General features: G+C 60.7%; 13 protein-coding genes. 8 read left to right on the top strand and 5 right to left on the bottom strand.

Features of this window, described 5'->3' with window-relative positions:
• Nucleotides 1-30: 30 nt before the first annotated feature.
• Nucleotides 31-1,857, bottom strand: coding sequence for a glutamine--tRNA ligase/YqeY domain fusion protein (locus LDN84_RS15260; protein WP_223904294.1), 1,827 nt, complete (start codon nucleotides 1,855-1,857; stop codon nucleotides 31-33).
• Between the two features lie 125 nt (nucleotides 1,858-1,982).
• Between LDN84_RS15260 and LDN84_RS15255 the strand changes: the two genes are divergently transcribed.
• Nucleotides 1,983-3,221, top strand: coding sequence for a DUF2157 domain-containing protein (locus tag LDN84_RS15255; RefSeq protein WP_223904293.1), 1,239 nt, complete (start codon nucleotides 1,983-1,985; stop codon nucleotides 3,219-3,221).
• Nucleotides 3,222-3,242: 21 nt separating this feature from the next.
• Here the strand turns inward: LDN84_RS15255 and LDN84_RS15250 are convergent, their stop codons facing one another.
• Both LDN84_RS15250 and LDN84_RS15245 read right to left on the bottom strand, forming a co-directional pair.
• On the bottom strand, nucleotides 3,243-3,833 hold the full coding sequence (locus tag LDN84_RS15250) for a hypothetical protein (RefSeq protein WP_223904292.1): 591 nt from the start codon (nucleotides 3,831-3,833) through the stop codon (nucleotides 3,243-3,245).
• Nucleotides 3,834-3,860: 27 nt separating this feature from the next.
• Complete coding sequence (locus LDN84_RS15245; RefSeq protein WP_223904291.1) at nucleotides 3,861-4,520, bottom strand: LON peptidase substrate-binding domain-containing protein; 660 nt, start codon at nucleotides 4,518-4,520, stop codon at nucleotides 3,861-3,863.
• 220 nt (nucleotides 4,521-4,740) lie between these two features.
• Between LDN84_RS15245 and LDN84_RS15240 the strand changes: the two genes are divergently transcribed.
• The 5 genes from LDN84_RS15240 (at nucleotide 4,741) to LDN84_RS15220 (ending at nucleotide 10,494) form a co-directional block, all read left to right on the top strand.
• The gene (locus LDN84_RS15240) at nucleotides 4,741-5,394 is read left to right on the top strand and encodes a hypothetical protein (RefSeq protein ID WP_223904290.1); all 654 of its coding nucleotides are present in this window, start codon (nucleotides 4,741-4,743) and stop codon (nucleotides 5,392-5,394) included.
• The gene (locus LDN84_RS15235; protein WP_223904289.1) at nucleotides 5,391-6,074 is read left to right on the top strand and encodes an ABC transporter ATP-binding protein; all 684 of its coding nucleotides are present in this window, start codon (nucleotides 5,391-5,393) and stop codon (nucleotides 6,072-6,074) included. The genes LDN84_RS15240 and LDN84_RS15235 overlap by 4 nt, the downstream gene beginning before the upstream one ends.
• A 664-nt stretch (nucleotides 6,075-6,738) precedes the next feature.
• On the top strand, nucleotides 6,739-7,956 hold the full coding sequence (locus tag LDN84_RS15230) for an ABC transporter permease (protein ID WP_223904288.1): 1,218 nt from the start codon (nucleotides 6,739-6,741) through the stop codon (nucleotides 7,954-7,956).
• A 549-nt stretch (nucleotides 7,957-8,505) separates the two neighbouring features.
• The gene (locus tag LDN84_RS15225; RefSeq protein ID WP_223904287.1) at nucleotides 8,506-9,252 is read left to right on the top strand and encodes an outer membrane lipoprotein-sorting protein; all 747 of its coding nucleotides are present in this window, start codon (nucleotides 8,506-8,508) and stop codon (nucleotides 9,250-9,252) included.
• Between the two features lie 3 nt (nucleotides 9,253-9,255).
• On the top strand, nucleotides 9,256-10,494 hold the full coding sequence (locus LDN84_RS15220) for a hypothetical protein (protein WP_223904286.1): 1,239 nt from the start codon (nucleotides 9,256-9,258) through the stop codon (nucleotides 10,492-10,494).
• On the opposite strand, the gene LDN84_RS15215 is transcribed toward LDN84_RS15220, so the two are convergent.
• Together LDN84_RS15215 and LDN84_RS15210 are read right to left on the bottom strand one after the other, a co-directional pair.
• Nucleotides 10,467-11,738, bottom strand: coding sequence for a GGDEF domain-containing protein (locus LDN84_RS15215; RefSeq protein ID WP_223904285.1), 1,272 nt, complete (start codon nucleotides 11,736-11,738; stop codon nucleotides 10,467-10,469). The two genes, LDN84_RS15220 and LDN84_RS15215, sit on opposite strands and share 28 nt — an antisense overlap.
• A gap of 16 nt (nucleotides 11,739-11,754) precedes the next feature.
• Nucleotides 11,755-12,819, bottom strand: a complete 1,065-nt coding sequence (locus LDN84_RS15210; protein WP_223904284.1) for an ABC transporter substrate-binding protein — start codon at nucleotides 12,817-12,819, stop codon at nucleotides 11,755-11,757.
• 268 nt (nucleotides 12,820-13,087) lie between these two features.
• Between LDN84_RS15210 and LDN84_RS15205 the strand changes: the two genes are divergently transcribed.
• Nucleotides 13,088-14,065, top strand: a complete 978-nt coding sequence (locus LDN84_RS15205; protein WP_223904283.1) for an isopenicillin N synthase family dioxygenase — start codon at nucleotides 13,088-13,090, stop codon at nucleotides 14,063-14,065.
• Nucleotides 14,066-14,311: 246 nt separating this feature from the next.
• Nucleotides 14,312-15,757, top strand: a complete 1,446-nt coding sequence (gene chrA, locus LDN84_RS15200; protein ID WP_435405887.1) for a chromate efflux transporter — start codon at nucleotides 14,312-14,314, stop codon at nucleotides 15,755-15,757.
• The last annotated feature ends 8 nt before the right edge of the window (nucleotides 15,758-15,765 follow it).

Raw genomic sequence — 15,765 nt, 5'->3', positions numbered from 1 at the left:
AGAACGCGCTACGTCCCTAATCACACAAACTTACTTCCCCCAACTATCCCTCAACCCCACCGCCAAATTAAACACGGGTTTTGAACCAGTGACATGATCCACCCGATCCGCCACAAAGTACCCATGCCGCTCAAACTGAAAGTTCTGCCCCGGCAGGGCGTTGGCCAGTGACGGTTCCACAATCGCCGAAACCACCTTCAGGCTGTTCGGGTTCAAGCTCTCCAAAAAGTCTTTGCCACCCGCGTCGGGGTGGGCATCGAGGAACAGGCGGTCGTACATGCGCACCTCTACCGTCACGCCATTGGCCGCGCCGACCCAGCTGATGGCGGCTTTGACCTTGACGCTGTCGCTGCCGGGGGTGCCACTTTTGGTGTCGGGCACCATGGTGGCCAGCACTTCGGTAATGACCCCGTTCGCATCCTTGTTGCAGCCGGTGCATTCGATGACGTAGCCGCCTTTCAGCCGCACCTTGTTGCCAGGGAACAGGCGCTTGTAGCCCTTGGGCGGCACTTCTTCAAAGTCTTCGCGCTCAATCCACACCTCTTTGCCGATGGTGAAGTGGCGGGTGGGGCTTTCGACGCCTTCGGGTGGGTGGGGTAGGGCGGGCTGGGTGCAGGGTTCCAGGTGGCCTGCGCCCATGAGTTCGTCCCAGTTGGTCAGCACCAGTTTGACCGGGTTCAGCACGGCCATGCCACGGTGGGCTTTCAGCTCCAGGTCTTCGCGCAGGCAGCCTTCCAGGGTGGCGTAGTCGATCCAACTGTCGCTCTTGGTTACGCCAATACGTTCGGCAAAGGCTTGCAGGGCGGCCGGGGTGTAGCCACGGCGGCGCAGGCCGACGATGGTGGGCATACGCGGGTCGTCCCAGCCGCTCACCTTGTGGTCGTACACCAGTTGCGCCAGTTTGCGTTTGCTGGTGATGACGTAGCTGAGGTTCAGGCGGGCAAATTCGTATTGCTTGGGTGATGGCGCAGCCAGCAGGCCACCTTCGCACAGGCGCTCCATCAGCCAGTCGTAAAACGGGCGTTGGTCTTCAAATTCGAGCGTGCAGATGCTGTGGGTGATTTGCTCCAGCGCGTCTTCAATCGGGTGGGCAAAGGTGTACATCGGGTAGATGCACCATTTGTCGCCGGTGTTGTGGTGGGTGGCGCGGCGGATGCGGTAGATGGCCGGGTCGCGCATGTTGATGTTGGGGCTGGCCATGTCGATCTTGGCGCGCAGCACCATGGCACCGTCTTCGTAGAGGCCGTCACGCATCTGGCGAAAGCGCGCCAGGTTGTCGGTGGGGGTGCGGGTGCGGTAGGGGCTGTCGATGCCGGGTTTGCCAAAGTCGCCGCGATTCACGCGCATTTGCTCGGGCGTTTGCTCGTCCACGTAGGCGTGGCCAGCTTCGATCAAATATTCGGCCGCGCGGTACATGAAGTCGAAGTAGTCGCTGGCCTGAAACAGGTGGCTGGTGCCATTGGCATCCCAGCCAAAGCCGAGCCATTGCACCGCGTCCAGGATGCTGTTGACGTATTCGGTGTCTTCTTTTTCGGGGTTGGTGTCGTCAAAGCGCATGTGGCACACGCCGCCGTAGTCGCGTGCCAGACCAAAGTTCAGGCAAATGCTTTTGGCGTGACCAATGTGCAGGTAGCCGTTGGGCTCGGGCGGGAAACGGGTGCGGATTTTGGCCGGATCGGGCTGGCCTGCGGCGTGGTGCGCGGCATCGCCGGGGCTACCGCCCCAGCGGCGGCTGGCGTAGGTGCCTTTTTCCAGGTCAGATTCGATGATCTGGCGCAAAAAATTGCTGACTTTGGTGGCTTCTGGGGCTGCGGCCGGGGCAGCTGCGTGACGGTTGGCGGGGGTGGTGGTGCTCATGCGGTTCATTTTAGTCGGGCACCACTGGTGCAGGCCTGTATGAAAAACCGCAATCATCGGCGCTGGCTCGGTTTATTTGAGGTATGGTTTGGCTTGAGGAAATACTGAACCGCAGGAAGCCTTTTATGTCGACCGATTACCCCGACACCTTTGCCAGTTGGCAAGCCACCCGATTCGCTGATACCTGTGCCGAAGATGTTTTTGCACCTGGTGTGCGGGTTCAACTCAGCTGGAAAGACCTTGAAGAGGCCGTTGAGCGCGGAGCCATTCTTCCGTCTGAGGTTCATTCCTTGTGGGCTGGGTGGGCCTTTCCCGACAGTCCGCAGCGTTTGGCGGCGCAACCCGATGCTCGCCGTGGCGTGGTGCCCGTTGAGCCGGACGAACCCGAAGCGCCGGAGAGGCCGCAGACTGCGCCCCCCATGACCGGGCCAAAGTTCAGCTTTACCAATACCTTGTATTACTTTGGCGGCATGGTGGCCATTGGGGCCATGTCCCTGTTCATGACGCTGGGCTGGCAGTCTTTCGGGCCATGGGGGCTGACCCTGATCAGCCTGGGCTATTTGCTGGCTTGCCTGAAGGTGGCTGATCATTTAAAAGGCCGCCATTTGCCGGTACCGGCGGGCATTTTGGCTACGCTGGCCGTGGTGCTGGTGCCGCTGGTGGTGTGGGCGGTGCAAAACGGCTTGGGTTGGTGGCCACCGGGTGGCTCCAACAGTTATTCGGCCTACCACACCCACATCAACTGGCGCTGGCTCACGCTTGAATTTGCCACGCTGGCCGCCGGCGTGGTGATGTTGTGGCGCTACCGCCTGCCGTTCATGGTGATGCCAATTGCGGTGACCTTGTGGTACATGAACATGGACGTGGCGCACGCCATCTGGAGCAACACCGGGCAGTGGGACTGGCAGTTCACCCGTGACGTGTCTTTGGTGTTTGGCATTGCAACGGTGTTTATGGCCTTGTGGGTGGATGTGCGCAGCAGGCGTGCCGCCGAGCCTGAATGGCGGCAGGACTACGCGTTTTGGCTTTACTTGTTTGGCACGCTGATGTTCTGGGGCGGCTTGAGTCTGCGCGACTCCCATTCAGAGCTGGGCAAGCTGGTGTATTGCGTGATCAATCTGGTGCTGGTGTTCGCCGGTGCGGCCCTGGGGCGGCGTGTGTTCACCGTGTTTGGCGGCCTGGGTGTGGCTATTTACCTGGGCCACTTGTCTTACAAGGTGTTTGGCGACAGCTTGATGTTTCCGTTTACGCTGAGCTTGTTGGGGCTGGGGGTGATTGGCCTGGGCATCTGGTGGCAGCGCCATGAGGCCGGTATCAATGCCACCTTGGGCCACTGGCTACCCGAAGGTTTGCGCCCGGTATAAGGCTGCTTGCAAAGCCCCTTTTCAGGCCAGCAGGGCCTCGGCAAAGGTGTTGATGGCGTTCACATCCGGCGGCAATAGGGTGTAGGGCAGGTGTTCGCGTTCCAGAATTTCGCGCAGGCCCACATCCACTTCCTTGGCTTGTTCTTCGTCCTGAAAACGTCCGGTGCGCACGTATTTTTTGTCGCCACGTTGCACCAGGATGTTGATGTTGTCGTTTTGGCGGTACCACTCCAGAATCTGCTCACGGGTTTTGGCCACATCACAAATGTTGTCGGCGTAGTTCTCGTTGTAAAACAGCACCTGGGGCAGGGAGCATTCGGTGATCAAAAAGTGCACCTGGCCGTCAATCAGGTTGAGCATTTCATACTGCCGCTGGGCAATGAAATACTGGTTTTTCAGCACTTCAAAATTGCGCTGCCAGACCAGTGATTTGGCGTAGTCGGGAATGGTTTCAACCGTCTTGTTATGCAGGCTCAGGTAAAGAATGATGGCCGCTGAAAACAGTGACTTGTCGCTACCAGGCCCACCAATGATGTTGATCACCTTGGTGGGATACAGCCGCATTTTGGTTTCGGGCAAGTGGTTGATGACGTTGGCGTAGCGAATGCTCATGGCAAATTACTCCTATGAGCCGACACTTTACGTCGAAATGCCGTTGCGTTCCAGCAAATCGCTCACCAGTTCCAGCCGCACCAGCGGGTTGTCCAGTGACATCAGGCGGTTTTTCAGTTCCAGGGGCATCGGCAGCAGCTCGCACCAGCGGTTGGCTACCCAGGCGCAGTCGTCCAGCTGGTAAGGTGGCTGCATCGGCATTTGGTCTGCGGTGGTGCCCTGGGCTTGCAGGGTGGTGATGACGCGCTCCAGCGTTTTGGCTACCGGCTGCAGGTCTTCAGGAATGGTAATACGCTGGTCATCCGGCAACACGTTGACGTTGGCCACCCACAGGCCATGCTTGAGCAGCTCATGCTGGGTGATTTCAAAACGTTGCAGGCCGGTGCACTGGATCAGCATCAAGCCTGGATGGGGTCGGCTCAGGCTGGTGATACGTGCCAGGGTACCCGTAGGGTAGAAAAGCTCCTGGGGTGTGTCGTCAGGGGCGGCGTTGGATGCAGGGGCCTGGCGCACTTCCTGGCCCTTGTTCAAGGTGACGATGCCAAAGGGTGCCCCGGCCTTGAAGCACTTGCCGATCATGTCAAGGTAACGCACCTCAAAAATCTGCAAGGGCAGGTAACCCGCGGGGTACAGCACGGTGCTCAGCGGGAACAGGGGCAGCGATTGGAGTGTGAGAGCTTCAGACATAGGGCTTGCAGGGGTGATCTGGGGCTCCATCATCCCACGGTTGCCCATGGCTTAGGCGGGCGCAGAGGGTGTACTGCGTCGGTTGACAAGGGTTTCACGGCGTACCGGCGGTGCTTGGCACCGTCAGGCTGCAGCTCGTCGCAAAGCAGCAGTGTCACTGCCGCGTGCGCCCTAAAGTTCGTCCCCATTCACCCCCCTGCATTTTTCAAGGAGTATTTGAATGACCGACCTGTTGTTTACCCGGCTGACACACGGCCTGCTGCTGGCCAGCGCCGTGTGCCTGGCCAGCCCTGCCATGGCGGCTACGCCAGCCCAGTTTGACAGCGCGTTGGCCCAGTTTCAGCAAGCCAGAGCGGGCCATGAAGCGGCCATTGGCAAGTCTGCCGAGGCTTTTGAGGCCCTGCTCAAAGCCGAGCCCCTCAACCCGGTGCTGATGGCGTATGCCGGTGCGACTACAACCATGAAAGCCACCACCACCTGGTTGCCCTGGTCCAAAATGTCTTACGCCGAAGATGGCCTGGCCTTGCTGGACAAGGCGCTGACGCTGCTCACCCCGGCGCACAACGCCCCGCAGCAGCACGACGTGCCTGCCACACTGGAAGTGCGTTTTGTAGCCGCCAATACCTTTCTGGCGGTGCCTGGTTTCATGAACCGTGGCGCACGGGGTGCCAAGCTGCTCGAAGAGATTTTGGCCAGCCCGCTGCTGGGGGTGGCACCGCTTGAATTCAGGGGCAATGTATGGTTGACCGCCGCGCAGTTGGCCAGCAAAGAAAACCGCCCGCAAGATGCCCGCAAGTACCTGGATGAAGTCATCAAGGCCAACGCCCCGCAGGCCGAAGCTGCCCGCACCCAACTCAAGGCCATTGCATCATGAGCGCCACCACAACGGCCGTCATTGAACTGCACGGGGTGCACAAAACCTACCGCTTGGGCGAGCATGTGATCCCGGCCCTGCAAGGGGTGGACTTGTGTGTAGAGCGCGGTGAGCTGCTGGCCCTCACCGGCCCATCCGGAAGCGGCAAAAGCACCATCCTGAATCTGTGCGGCCTGATTGACACGCCGGATACGGGCGACATCGTGCTCGGTGGTCAGCCTGTCAACGGCCTGAACGAAGTGCAGCGCACGCTGTTGCGGCGTGATGCGCTGGGTTTTGTGTTCCAGAACTTCAACCTGGTGCCGGTGATGACCGTGGCCGAGAACGTGGACTACCCGCTGTTCATCGCCGGGGTGAGTGCGCCCGAGCGGCGCGAGCGGGTGGCAGCCCAACTGAAAGCCGTGGGCCTGCAAGACCACGCCCACCACCGGCCCGATGCCTTGTCCGGCGGGCAGCGCCAGCGCGTGGCGATTGCCCGCGCGCTGGTCAAACGGCCCAAGCTGGTGATAGCCGACGAGCCCACCGCCAGCCTGGACTCGCACACCGCTGATCAGGTGCTGGATTTGATGCGCGAACGCTGCCACGCCGAAGGGGCCGCCTTTGTGATTGCCACGCACGACAGCCGTCTGACCCAACGCTGCGACCGCGTGCTGGCTTTGCTGGATGGGAGTTTGCTATGAATGGAATAGCTGTTTGCGCAGGTATTGATTGGGCTATAGGCCTAAAACATGTCCAAAAACGCAATGGCTTGGTGGTTGTGGGGTGCGAGGCGGTTGCCGGGATTTCGCCCCTGCTGGCGAGTCACTTTCTTTCGTTTCACCGAAAGAAAGTAACCAAAGAAAGGGCGACCCCACTGTCTGCGACCCGCAGCGATGCTGCGGGCAACCTGAGTTGCGACGGTTGGGCGGGGAACCGCTCGAACTCGCTTCGCTCAGACAATCGCGGTTCTTTTTCCCGCCCAACCGTCACAACTCAGGCGCAACCAGAGGGGACCCAAAACCCCGTGCTCGTGGCGCTGCGCGCCACATTGCACTGGGGTGCGTGGCACACCCCGCGCTGCAATGCCCGGCGCAGCCGGGCGAGCAGTGCTGTCCCCTATGCCGTGGTGCGTCGGCGAGTAGCGCAGGGCTGGGCGGATCAGGGGACGCGATTGTCTGAGCGCAGCGAGTTCGAGCGGCCCCCCGCCCAGACCGAGCAACGCAGCGAACCGGCACGCAGTGACGGCGACGCATTCGGCTCGCCTTTCTTTTGGGTACTTTTCTTTGGCGAAGCAAAGAAAAGTGCCTCGCCCGCCGGGGCGAGACCCGGCCAACAAGCACATCCAAAACAAAAAAAGGAATTGTCATGAACTTCATGTGGTTGAAATTTGCCGTGCAAAACACCTTGCGCAACCGCCGCCGCTCGATGGTCACGGTGTCGATTGCCGCGCTGGGCACGGCGGGCATCCTGCTGGCCGGTGGTTTTGCGCTGTACACCTACGAATCCTTGGCCGAAGCCGCGGCGCGTGACACCGGCCACCTGGTGCTGGGCCAACCGGCCCAGTTCACCCAGGACGAAGAAACCCCGCTGCAGCACGGCATCGACAACGCCACCGCGTTGCGCCAGCAACTGCTGGCCGACCCGAATGTGCGCAGTGTGCTGCCCAAGATCGAGTTCAGCGGCCTGATCAGCAACGGCGACAAATCCGTTGTCATGGTTGGCCTGGGGGTCGAGCCCGACAGTGAATTCGCCATCAAAGGCCCGTTCATGACCGTCAAAGCCGGCCAGGTGCTGGCCAGTGGCTCGACCGAGCCCGAGGTGATGCTGGGTGACGTGTTGGCCCGTAACCTGAAAGCCCAACCCGGCAGCAGCCTGACCCTGCTGGCCAGCACCACCGAGGGCGCACTCAACGCCATGGACGTGCGGGTCAAAGGCATCTTTTCCATTGGCATCCCGGAGATCGACAAACGCCTGATCTACGCCGACATTGCCACCACCCAGCGCCTCTTGAACACACAAAAAGTCAGCACCCTGGGGGTCTACCTGAACCGCATGGCCCAGACCCAGCCGATGCAGGCCCAGGTGGCCCAGGCTCACCCAGAGTTGACGGTGCAAACCTGGGAAGACCAGGCGCTGTTCTACAAGGCGGTGCGAAACCTGTACAACCGCATTTTTGGGGCTTTAGGCATGATCATTGCGGTGATTGTGGTGTTTGTGGTGACCAATGCCATGTCCATGGCCATCATCGAGCGCACCCGTGAAATCGGCACCCTGCGCGCCCTGGGTACGCTGCCCGGCCAGATGCTGCGCACCCTGTCGCTGGAGGGCATGGTGCTGGGTGGTGTCGGCGCACTGGTGGGCGCACTGATTGCCCTGGCCGGGTCAGCCTTCTTGCTGGTGGTGCCCATCGACATGCCACCACCACCTGGGCGCTCGGTCGGCTACCCGCTGAATGTGACGGTTGACCCGATGATGTTCCTGGTCACCATCCTCACCATGGTGCTGCTGACCATGGCCGCCTCGGCCTGGGTGGCGCGCAAGACGGTGAACATGGCGGTGGTGGATGCGTTGGCGCATACCTGATGCTTGTTTTTATTGCGGTGGTGTTGTGCTTGCTTTTGTAATCCCCCCCTCACCCCCAACCCCTCTCCACCCCCGCCGGGGCGGAAAGGGGGGCCTAACAACCGTATTTGGCCGACGCTGTAAACCGAGGTCTTACACGCCGTGGGGCAGTTTGGAGCGTACTGGAGATGCCAACGACTTGTGTGGAACCGACCCGCGTGGAAGCCCTGTACCTGGGCGAAGTTTTCTATCTCCACAGCAATCGCCCAAAGGGCTGGGTTTCTACAGAAAATCAAATTTGATAGCTGCTTACGCATTATTGACAAGCACTAGAGGCCAATTTCATATGCAATAGTCAACATGAACCTACAAAACTCACGCGTTGTCTTGCCACCGTTCAAACCCTCGGCCAAATACGGCTGTTAGCCCCCCCTTTCCGCCCCGGCGGGGGTGGAGAGGGGTTGGGGGTGAGGGGGGGACTACAAAAGCAATGATTGCTACCAAAACAAGAGCTACCAACGCAAACGAATAAAGCGCTACAACCCAATAAACATCTCAAAAGGACAAAAAATGAAACTCACCTACCTCTTGCCCCTGCTGGCAGCCCAAGCCATGGCTCAGGCTCAGGTTCAGGACGTGCAAAGCGTCCTTCAAGCCACCGACAAATTCCGCATGACCGCCGAGAACCTGCAGGTGGACACCCAGATCAACGTGCTTAATGCCGATGGCACACCCGACAAGGAACGCCGCTACACCGTGTTTGCCCAAGCCAAACGCCAGTCCCTGGTGGTGATGCAAAGCCCGGCTGAAAAAGGCCAAAAGGTGCTGATGCTGAGCGACGACTTCTGGCTTTTGATGCCAGGCAGCCAGCGCCCGCTGCGCATCACCCCGATGCAAAAGCTGCTGGGTGATGCCTCCACCGGCGACATTGCCACCATGAGCTGGGCCGACGACTATGCGGGCAAACTGGTGGGCGAAGAACCCTGTGAGGTGGCGGCCAAGCAGACCTGCCTGCATTTGAGCCTGAACGCCACCCGCAAGGGCGTGACCTACCAGCGTATTGAGCTGTGGGTCGGTAAAACCCGCTTTGAGCCGGTGCGGGCCGACTTGTATGTGCTGTCCGACAAACTGGCCAAACAAGCCACGTTTGTGATGGACAAACCCGCTGCCCCGACCATGGTGCTGGAGATGGTGCTGGCCGACCAGGTCAGCAACCACAAAACCACCCATGTGCGCTACCTCAGCCGCAAGGTGCGCCAAGTGCCGCCCGAGTGGCTGAACCCGATGTTTCTGGTGCGTAACCCCGCGCTGGACTAGGCTGTGGCCTCAAAGTTAATCGCCGGGATCATGCTGGCGGTGTGCTGCGCGGCTCAGGCGCAAGACACTGCGCCGCTGGTCAGTGGTCAGGTGCGTTTGCAATGGGACGACGTTCACGCCAATACCGCCGGCCCGCTGGCCGCTAGCCATGCGCTGCAAAGCGGCATCGCCGACCTGCCCGCCAGTGGTGCCACGGTGCAGACAGAGTTGCGCGCCAGTGGCCAAGGCATCACCGCCGTGGTGACTTTGCAGCAACTGCGCAACGAGGGCCAGGCCACCCACAGCCAGGCCTGGGTCAATGAGCTGGTGGCCTCGTATGACGCGGGGGCCTGGCAGTTCAGCGCGGGCAAAAAGATTGTGAGCTGGGACGTAGGCTACGGCTACCGCCCCAACGACATGGTGCAGCAGGAGGTGCGCCGCACGCTGGTCAGTAGCACACCCGAGGGCCGCCCTATGCTGCTGGCCGAGCATTTCATCACCGACACCGCCTGGTCTCTGGTGTGGGTCAACCCCACCGCTTTATCGGACACGCTGGGTGCACAGGAACCCGCGCTGGCAGCACGGCTGTACCAGCGCAGTGGTGCGGCAGACTGGTACGGCTTTGCCCGCATCGGTGCCCACACCGGCACCAGCCTGGGCGCAGCCTTGGCCTGGGTGGCCACAAATGAGCTGGAGCTGCACAGCTCTCTGCGTTATGCCGAGCGGGTGGACAGCACGGTCATGCGCCCCGCAGTCAGTGGCTTGCAGGCCAGCAACCCGTGGCAGTCTGCCAGTGAACCCGATGTCGCGCAACTGCTGCTGGGGGGCACCTGGACGAACGCGAGCCAGCTCAGCCTGCTGGCTGAGGCCTGGTGGGACGGCAGCGCACCCAGCGATGCGCAGTGGCAAACCTGGTCAGCGCGCAACCGCCAACTCAGCAGTCTGGCAGGTTGGGGTGCACCCGCCGCAGCGGTGGCCGGCAACCTGGCCTGGCAGGCGCAAGCCTTGGGGACAGCGGCCAACCTGCAACGCCGCAACCTCTACCTGCGCCTGAGCTGGGACCACGAAGGCTGGCAACCCTCGTTGGACTTGCTCTACCACCCGTTGGATGGTGGCCGCATGCTGACGGCCGCGCTGCTGTGGAAAGGCGACCGGGTGCAAGTGCAGGGCGGCCTGCGGGTGTATGGCGGCCCGGCACAGGCGGTGCTGGCCCAGCTGCCTTCGAGCCGCCAGGCTTATTTGGCGCTGACTTGGGCGTTTTGAGGATCAATGGCCACGGCGGTGTCTGGTTCGTCAAGGTCTATCAGCACCACGCGGTTGCGCCCCTGGTGCTTGGCCTGGTACAGGGCCAGGTCGGCCGTATTGAGCAGTTGTTCGCGCTGGCCGGTTGCATGGAGTGAGGCCGCAGCAACACCCAGGCTGAGCGTGACGATGTCGGCCGTAGGGGAGTCGACGTGTGGTATGCGCGCTGCACGAATGGCCCCCAGGATGCTGTACGCCGTCTCAAGTGCCTGTTGGGGGGTGGCTCCTGGCAAGATCACGACAAATTCTTCACCGCCATAACGCGCTGCGAGTTCACCCGCACGCCGGATGCAGGATCGCAGGATTTCCCCCACGCGTTGCAGGCAGGCATCACCTTGCGGGTGGCCGTAGTGGTCGTTGTAGGCTTTGAAGTGATCCACGTCGAGCATGATCACTGCCAGTGGCGTGGCTTGGCGCAGGGAGCGTTGCCATTCTTCGGCCCAGTGCGTGTCAAAGCTGCGGCGGTTGGCCAGGCCGGTCAGCGCGTCGGTGGTGCTGAGGGTTTCCAACTGCTGGTTGGCCACCTGAAGCTCGGCGGTGCGTTGTAGAACGGTGGCTTCCAGCGCATTTTTGGATTCGCTAATTTCGCTTTGCAGGCGCATCTGCTCGGCCAGCTCGGCCTGCAAACGCCGGGAGTAACGCCAGCCCACCCACAGCAACAACACGACGGCCAGCAAACGCAACACCAAGGTGGCCTGACGCAACTGGTTTTGCTGCTGGGCACTATTGGCCAGCTCGATACTGAGTGCCCCCACGGCAGATTCGCTGTTGATTTCATACAGCTTGAGCATCATGACGTAGTCACCCCCCAGCAACGCCTGGAAAGCGGCATCCCACCGCTGGGCGCGTATCTGCTCAAACGCCTGTTTCTCGAACGAGCGTAAACCGTGTTGCTGGTCACGCAGTGACAGGATTTCACCCGCCAGCGTCATGCCTTGGGTCAGCGCCTGCACCTCTTGCATGGTGGCCTCAAGCTCGCTTTGCAAGGTGTCGTAGCTGGCCGCGCGCAGGCTGTTTTTTTCCACCACCGCCAAGGTGATCGAACTGGTCAGCGACTGGTTGAGCCGCACCATACGCTCCAGCCCAAGCTGGATTCTCAGGTGCTGAACGTGCATGGATTCGCTGCGCAGGTCGGCGTACAGGCCCACACCAATGGTCAGCAGCAAAATCGCCACTGCCAGATAGATGCCTTTCAGAAACCGCATGCCTGTGCCGAATCCATCATTGAATGAGCTTGTCCGCCCGGGCCAGCAAGTCTGGCGCAAGGCTCACACCCTGGGCTCTGGCCGCGCGGGTGTTGATGACCAGGCTGAATTTTTCTACCTGACCCCAGGGCACATCACCCGGCTGAATGCCTTTGAGCACCAGCGCGGCCTTCTTGCCCGCTGAGTAGCCCACCAGGAAATAGTCCAGCCCATAGGCCATGACGGCACCACGCGCCACGCTGTCCACATCACCGGCAAACAGCGCAATTTTGTGCTGCTCACACACCTGGGCAATGGCATCAATCCGGGCCACGGTGGTGTTGTCCGAGGTGATGGTGATGGCCTGCACCTTCTTGGCCAAAGCCGCCGCAGCGGCAGGCACTTCGTCGCCCTTGGTCACGGTGGCCTCGACCAGGGTCAGGCCCAGCTGTTTCGCGGTTGCACGCATGGCCTGAATGTGGGACACCGAGTTGGCTTCGTTCGGGTTGTAAATGGTGCCCCAGGTTTTGGCCGCGGGCAGCACTCGCGCATAGGTTTCAAACTGCAGGCGAACTGGCCACAGGTCGCTCACACCGGTCACGTGGGTGCCAGTTTTCTGGCCGGACGCACTGTTACCCGGCACAAGACCTGCGCCGACCGGGTTGGTGACCGAGGAAAACACCATGGGAATATGACCGCCCGAGCGCATCACGGCCTGTGCCGTCGGGGTGGCAATGGCGTGGATCAGGTCCACTTTTTCGGCCACAAACTCGCGGGCGATGGATTCGGCAGCAGCCATGTCACCCTGTGCGTTGCGCCGCAGGTAGCTCACGTTGACACCTTCCTTGAAGCCCGAGCTGGCCAGACCGGCTTCAAACCCTTTTTCATCTGCGTCCAGCGCAGCATGGGCCACGATTTTGGTCACGCCGATGCGAAACACCTTCTGTCCTTGCGCCATGGCTGCATCGGAAATCAGGGCCAGCAGCAGCCCCAGCAGCAGCCGACGCGCGTTGGGAGACGCATGCGTGAGAGGGAACTTGTTTCCGTCCATACTTGACCAGTCGTTGTTGAGGATCACATCTTGGCGAAGTGTAAGGGGCATCGGCAGACGCTTCGCATGATAGGAGGGGGCAAAAATCCGGAAAATCGGCACTTAATCACAATGATTTTGGCCTGTAGTGCCTGTGGTTGTTGCGTGAAGTGCTATTGTTTTTGTTATTTTTGTGGGCGAAGCAAAGCGGCGTTTGTCGTCGCCGCTTCTGGCTGAGTTCAGGCGGCTCGTGGGCGTACAAAATCTTGTGCATCGGCTGCGATACTCCGTCCGGGAAGCTTGTCTCCAGGCCGAATTCACCCCCCAAAGGAAGTCCACCATGCCCTCATTGCCTACGATTGATGTCAGCTGTTTTGCCACTGGCGTAGCACCTTCTGCCGCACAGGATGCCGCGGCCCGGCTGCTGGACGAGACTTGCCGTGAAACCGGTTTTTTCCTGATCACTGGTCACGGCGTGTTGCCCGAGGTCAAGGCGCGGATGCTGGCCGAATCTGCCTTGTTCTTTGCCGAGCCGCTGGCGAGCAAGAACACCATTGCCATCGCCAGGTCGCCGTACCACCGGGGCTACGTGGGCATTGCCACCGAGGCGCTGGACGAAAGCCAGAAAGGTGACCTGAAGGAAACGCTGGACACTGGAGGTGAAGCTGGCCCGAACCACCCCGATGTGCTGGCGGGCACGCCGTTTTTTGGCCCCAACCAGTGGCCTTCCACCCCCGGCTTTCGTACCGCTTGGGAGGCCTATTACGCACAGGCCAAAGAGGCCGCTTACCGGGTGCAGCGCGCCATGGCCCGGGCGTTAGGTAAACCGGATGACTTCATTGTTGATCAGCCCGGTGAAACCATGTACCACCTGCGGTTTGTCCATTACCCGCCGCAGTCGATCACGCCCTTGGCAGAAAACCAGCTGGGCAGTGGTGTGCACACCGACTATGGCTCCGTCACGCTGCTGGCTGACGACGGTGTGGGCGGGCTGCAGGTGATGAAGCGCAGTGGTGAGTGGATTGCGGTGCAGGTACCGCCGCAGGCGCTGGTGGTCAACATCGGCGACTTGATGGCGATCTGGACCAATGACCGCTGGATATCCAACCCACACCGGGTGGTGAATCCGGCGTTTCAGGATCGCTATTCGATTCCCCTGTTTGTCACGCCGCCGTACCACACCGACATTGCCTGCCTGGACACCTGTCTGCCACCCGGTGAGTTGCCCAAATACCCGGTGCAAAAGGCGGGTGATTACCTCAACAAACGCATCAGTGCCACCCACAGTTACCGCAATCCGCTGCTGGACGGGCGATGAGGGGGGTGGTGTGGATTTTTGCTTGTGAGGCGCTATCGACTAGCGTTGATTTGCGCGAGCACTTCTTCGGCCATTCCTCATACCTTCTCAACAGTTCGCTTTGATGGCGTTGACTTGGGCGTTCACGCAAGGGTCATGGGCCTGTGCTAAAGTGATTTTGTCGGGGTAACAGCTCCCCGGCATCGGGCTTGACAAAGCTCCAAGACGGTGTCCCGTCCAACAGCTGCAACTTTGAATGGATGACCCATGGACACTGCAAAACCGCTTACTTCTTCAAACCTTCCCGCGCCGCTTGACACGTCTGCGGACCCAGCGGCGCAACCATCCGCATGTTCAGGCATGCCGCCAGCCGTGTCTTTTGGGGTGGCTTTCAAATTCTGGCTGCGTCTGGGCTTGATCAGTTTTGGTGGCCCGGCTGGGCAAATTGGCATCATGCACCGTGAGCTGGTGGAGGAAAAACGCTGGATTTCCGAGGCGCGGTTTCTGCATGCGCTGAACTATTGCATGCTGTTGCCCGGCCCGGAGGCGCAGCAACTGGCCACCTACATCGGCTGGTTGATGCACCGCACCTGGGGCGGGGTGGTGGCGGGGGCGCTGTTTGTCTTGCCCTCGCTGTTTATCCTGATCGGTTTGAGTTGGGTTTACGTGGCGTTTGGCAACGTGCCCTGGGTGGCGGCGCTGTTGTATGGCATCAAACCCGCCGTGGCAGCGATCGTGCTGCAGGCGGTGCACCGCATGGGCTCAAAAACATTAAAAAAACCGTCTGAAGCGCCTGTTTTATGGGCGATAGCAGCTCTTAGTTTTATAGCTATTGCGGTATTCAAGCTGCCGTTTCCCTGGGTGGTGCTGGCGGCGGCGTTGGCCGGTTGGCTGGGCCAGCGTTGGCTGCCCGCGCAATTCGCTGCCGGTGGCGGGCATGGCGCGGCCACGGTGGTGGGTGGTACACATCAACCGGCGTTGATAGACGACCACACCCCCACACCACGGCATGCCCGGTTCAAAAAAACCAGACTGGCCAAGGTGCTGGCGGCGGGCCTGGCTTTGTGGCTGTTGCCCATGGGGGTACTGATGGCCTGGCAGGGGTGGGCGGGTGCACTCACACAAATGGGCTGGTTTTTTACCAAGGCGGCGTTGCTGACTTTTGGCGGCGCTTATGCGGTGTTGCCCTATGTGGTCCAGGGTGCGGTGGATCAGTTTGGCTGGCTCACAGGAGCGCAGATGATGGACGGCCTGGCCTTGGGGGAGACCACCCCCGGCCCGCTGATCATGGTGGTGGCCTTTGTGGGTTTTCTGGGTGGCTGGGCCAAGCAGGTGCTGGGGCCAGAGGCGCTGTTTCTGGGGGCCGCCCTGGCGGCCAGCGTGGTGACCTGGTTCACTTTTTTGCCGTCTTTCATCTTCATTCTGGCTGGTGGGCCATTGGTGGAGTCCACCCACGGCAAGTTGCAATTCACGGCTCCGCTGAAGGCCATTACGGCAGCGGTGGTGGGTGTGATGGCCAGTCTTGCTGTGTTTTTTATAGTGCATATTGCTTATGAATCAAGCGCTAGAGGCTATTTTGGCTTGAAGATGGATGTGGCCGCCCTGGGCCTGATGGCCATGGCCTTGTGGGCACTGCTGCGCTACAAACTGGGGGTGATGCCGGTGATGGCTGCTTGTGCGCTGGCTGGCTTGGGTCTGTATTGGATGGCCTGAAGCACCCC

Origin of the sequence: Rhodoferax lithotrophicus, assembly GCF_019973615.1 — a bacterium.
GTDB lineage: Bacteria > Pseudomonadota > Gammaproteobacteria > Burkholderiales > Burkholderiaceae_C > Rhodoferax > Rhodoferax lithotrophicus.
The sequence above is the reverse complement of the archived record's forward strand: the minus strand, read 5'-3'. Positions and strand labels throughout refer to the sequence as shown.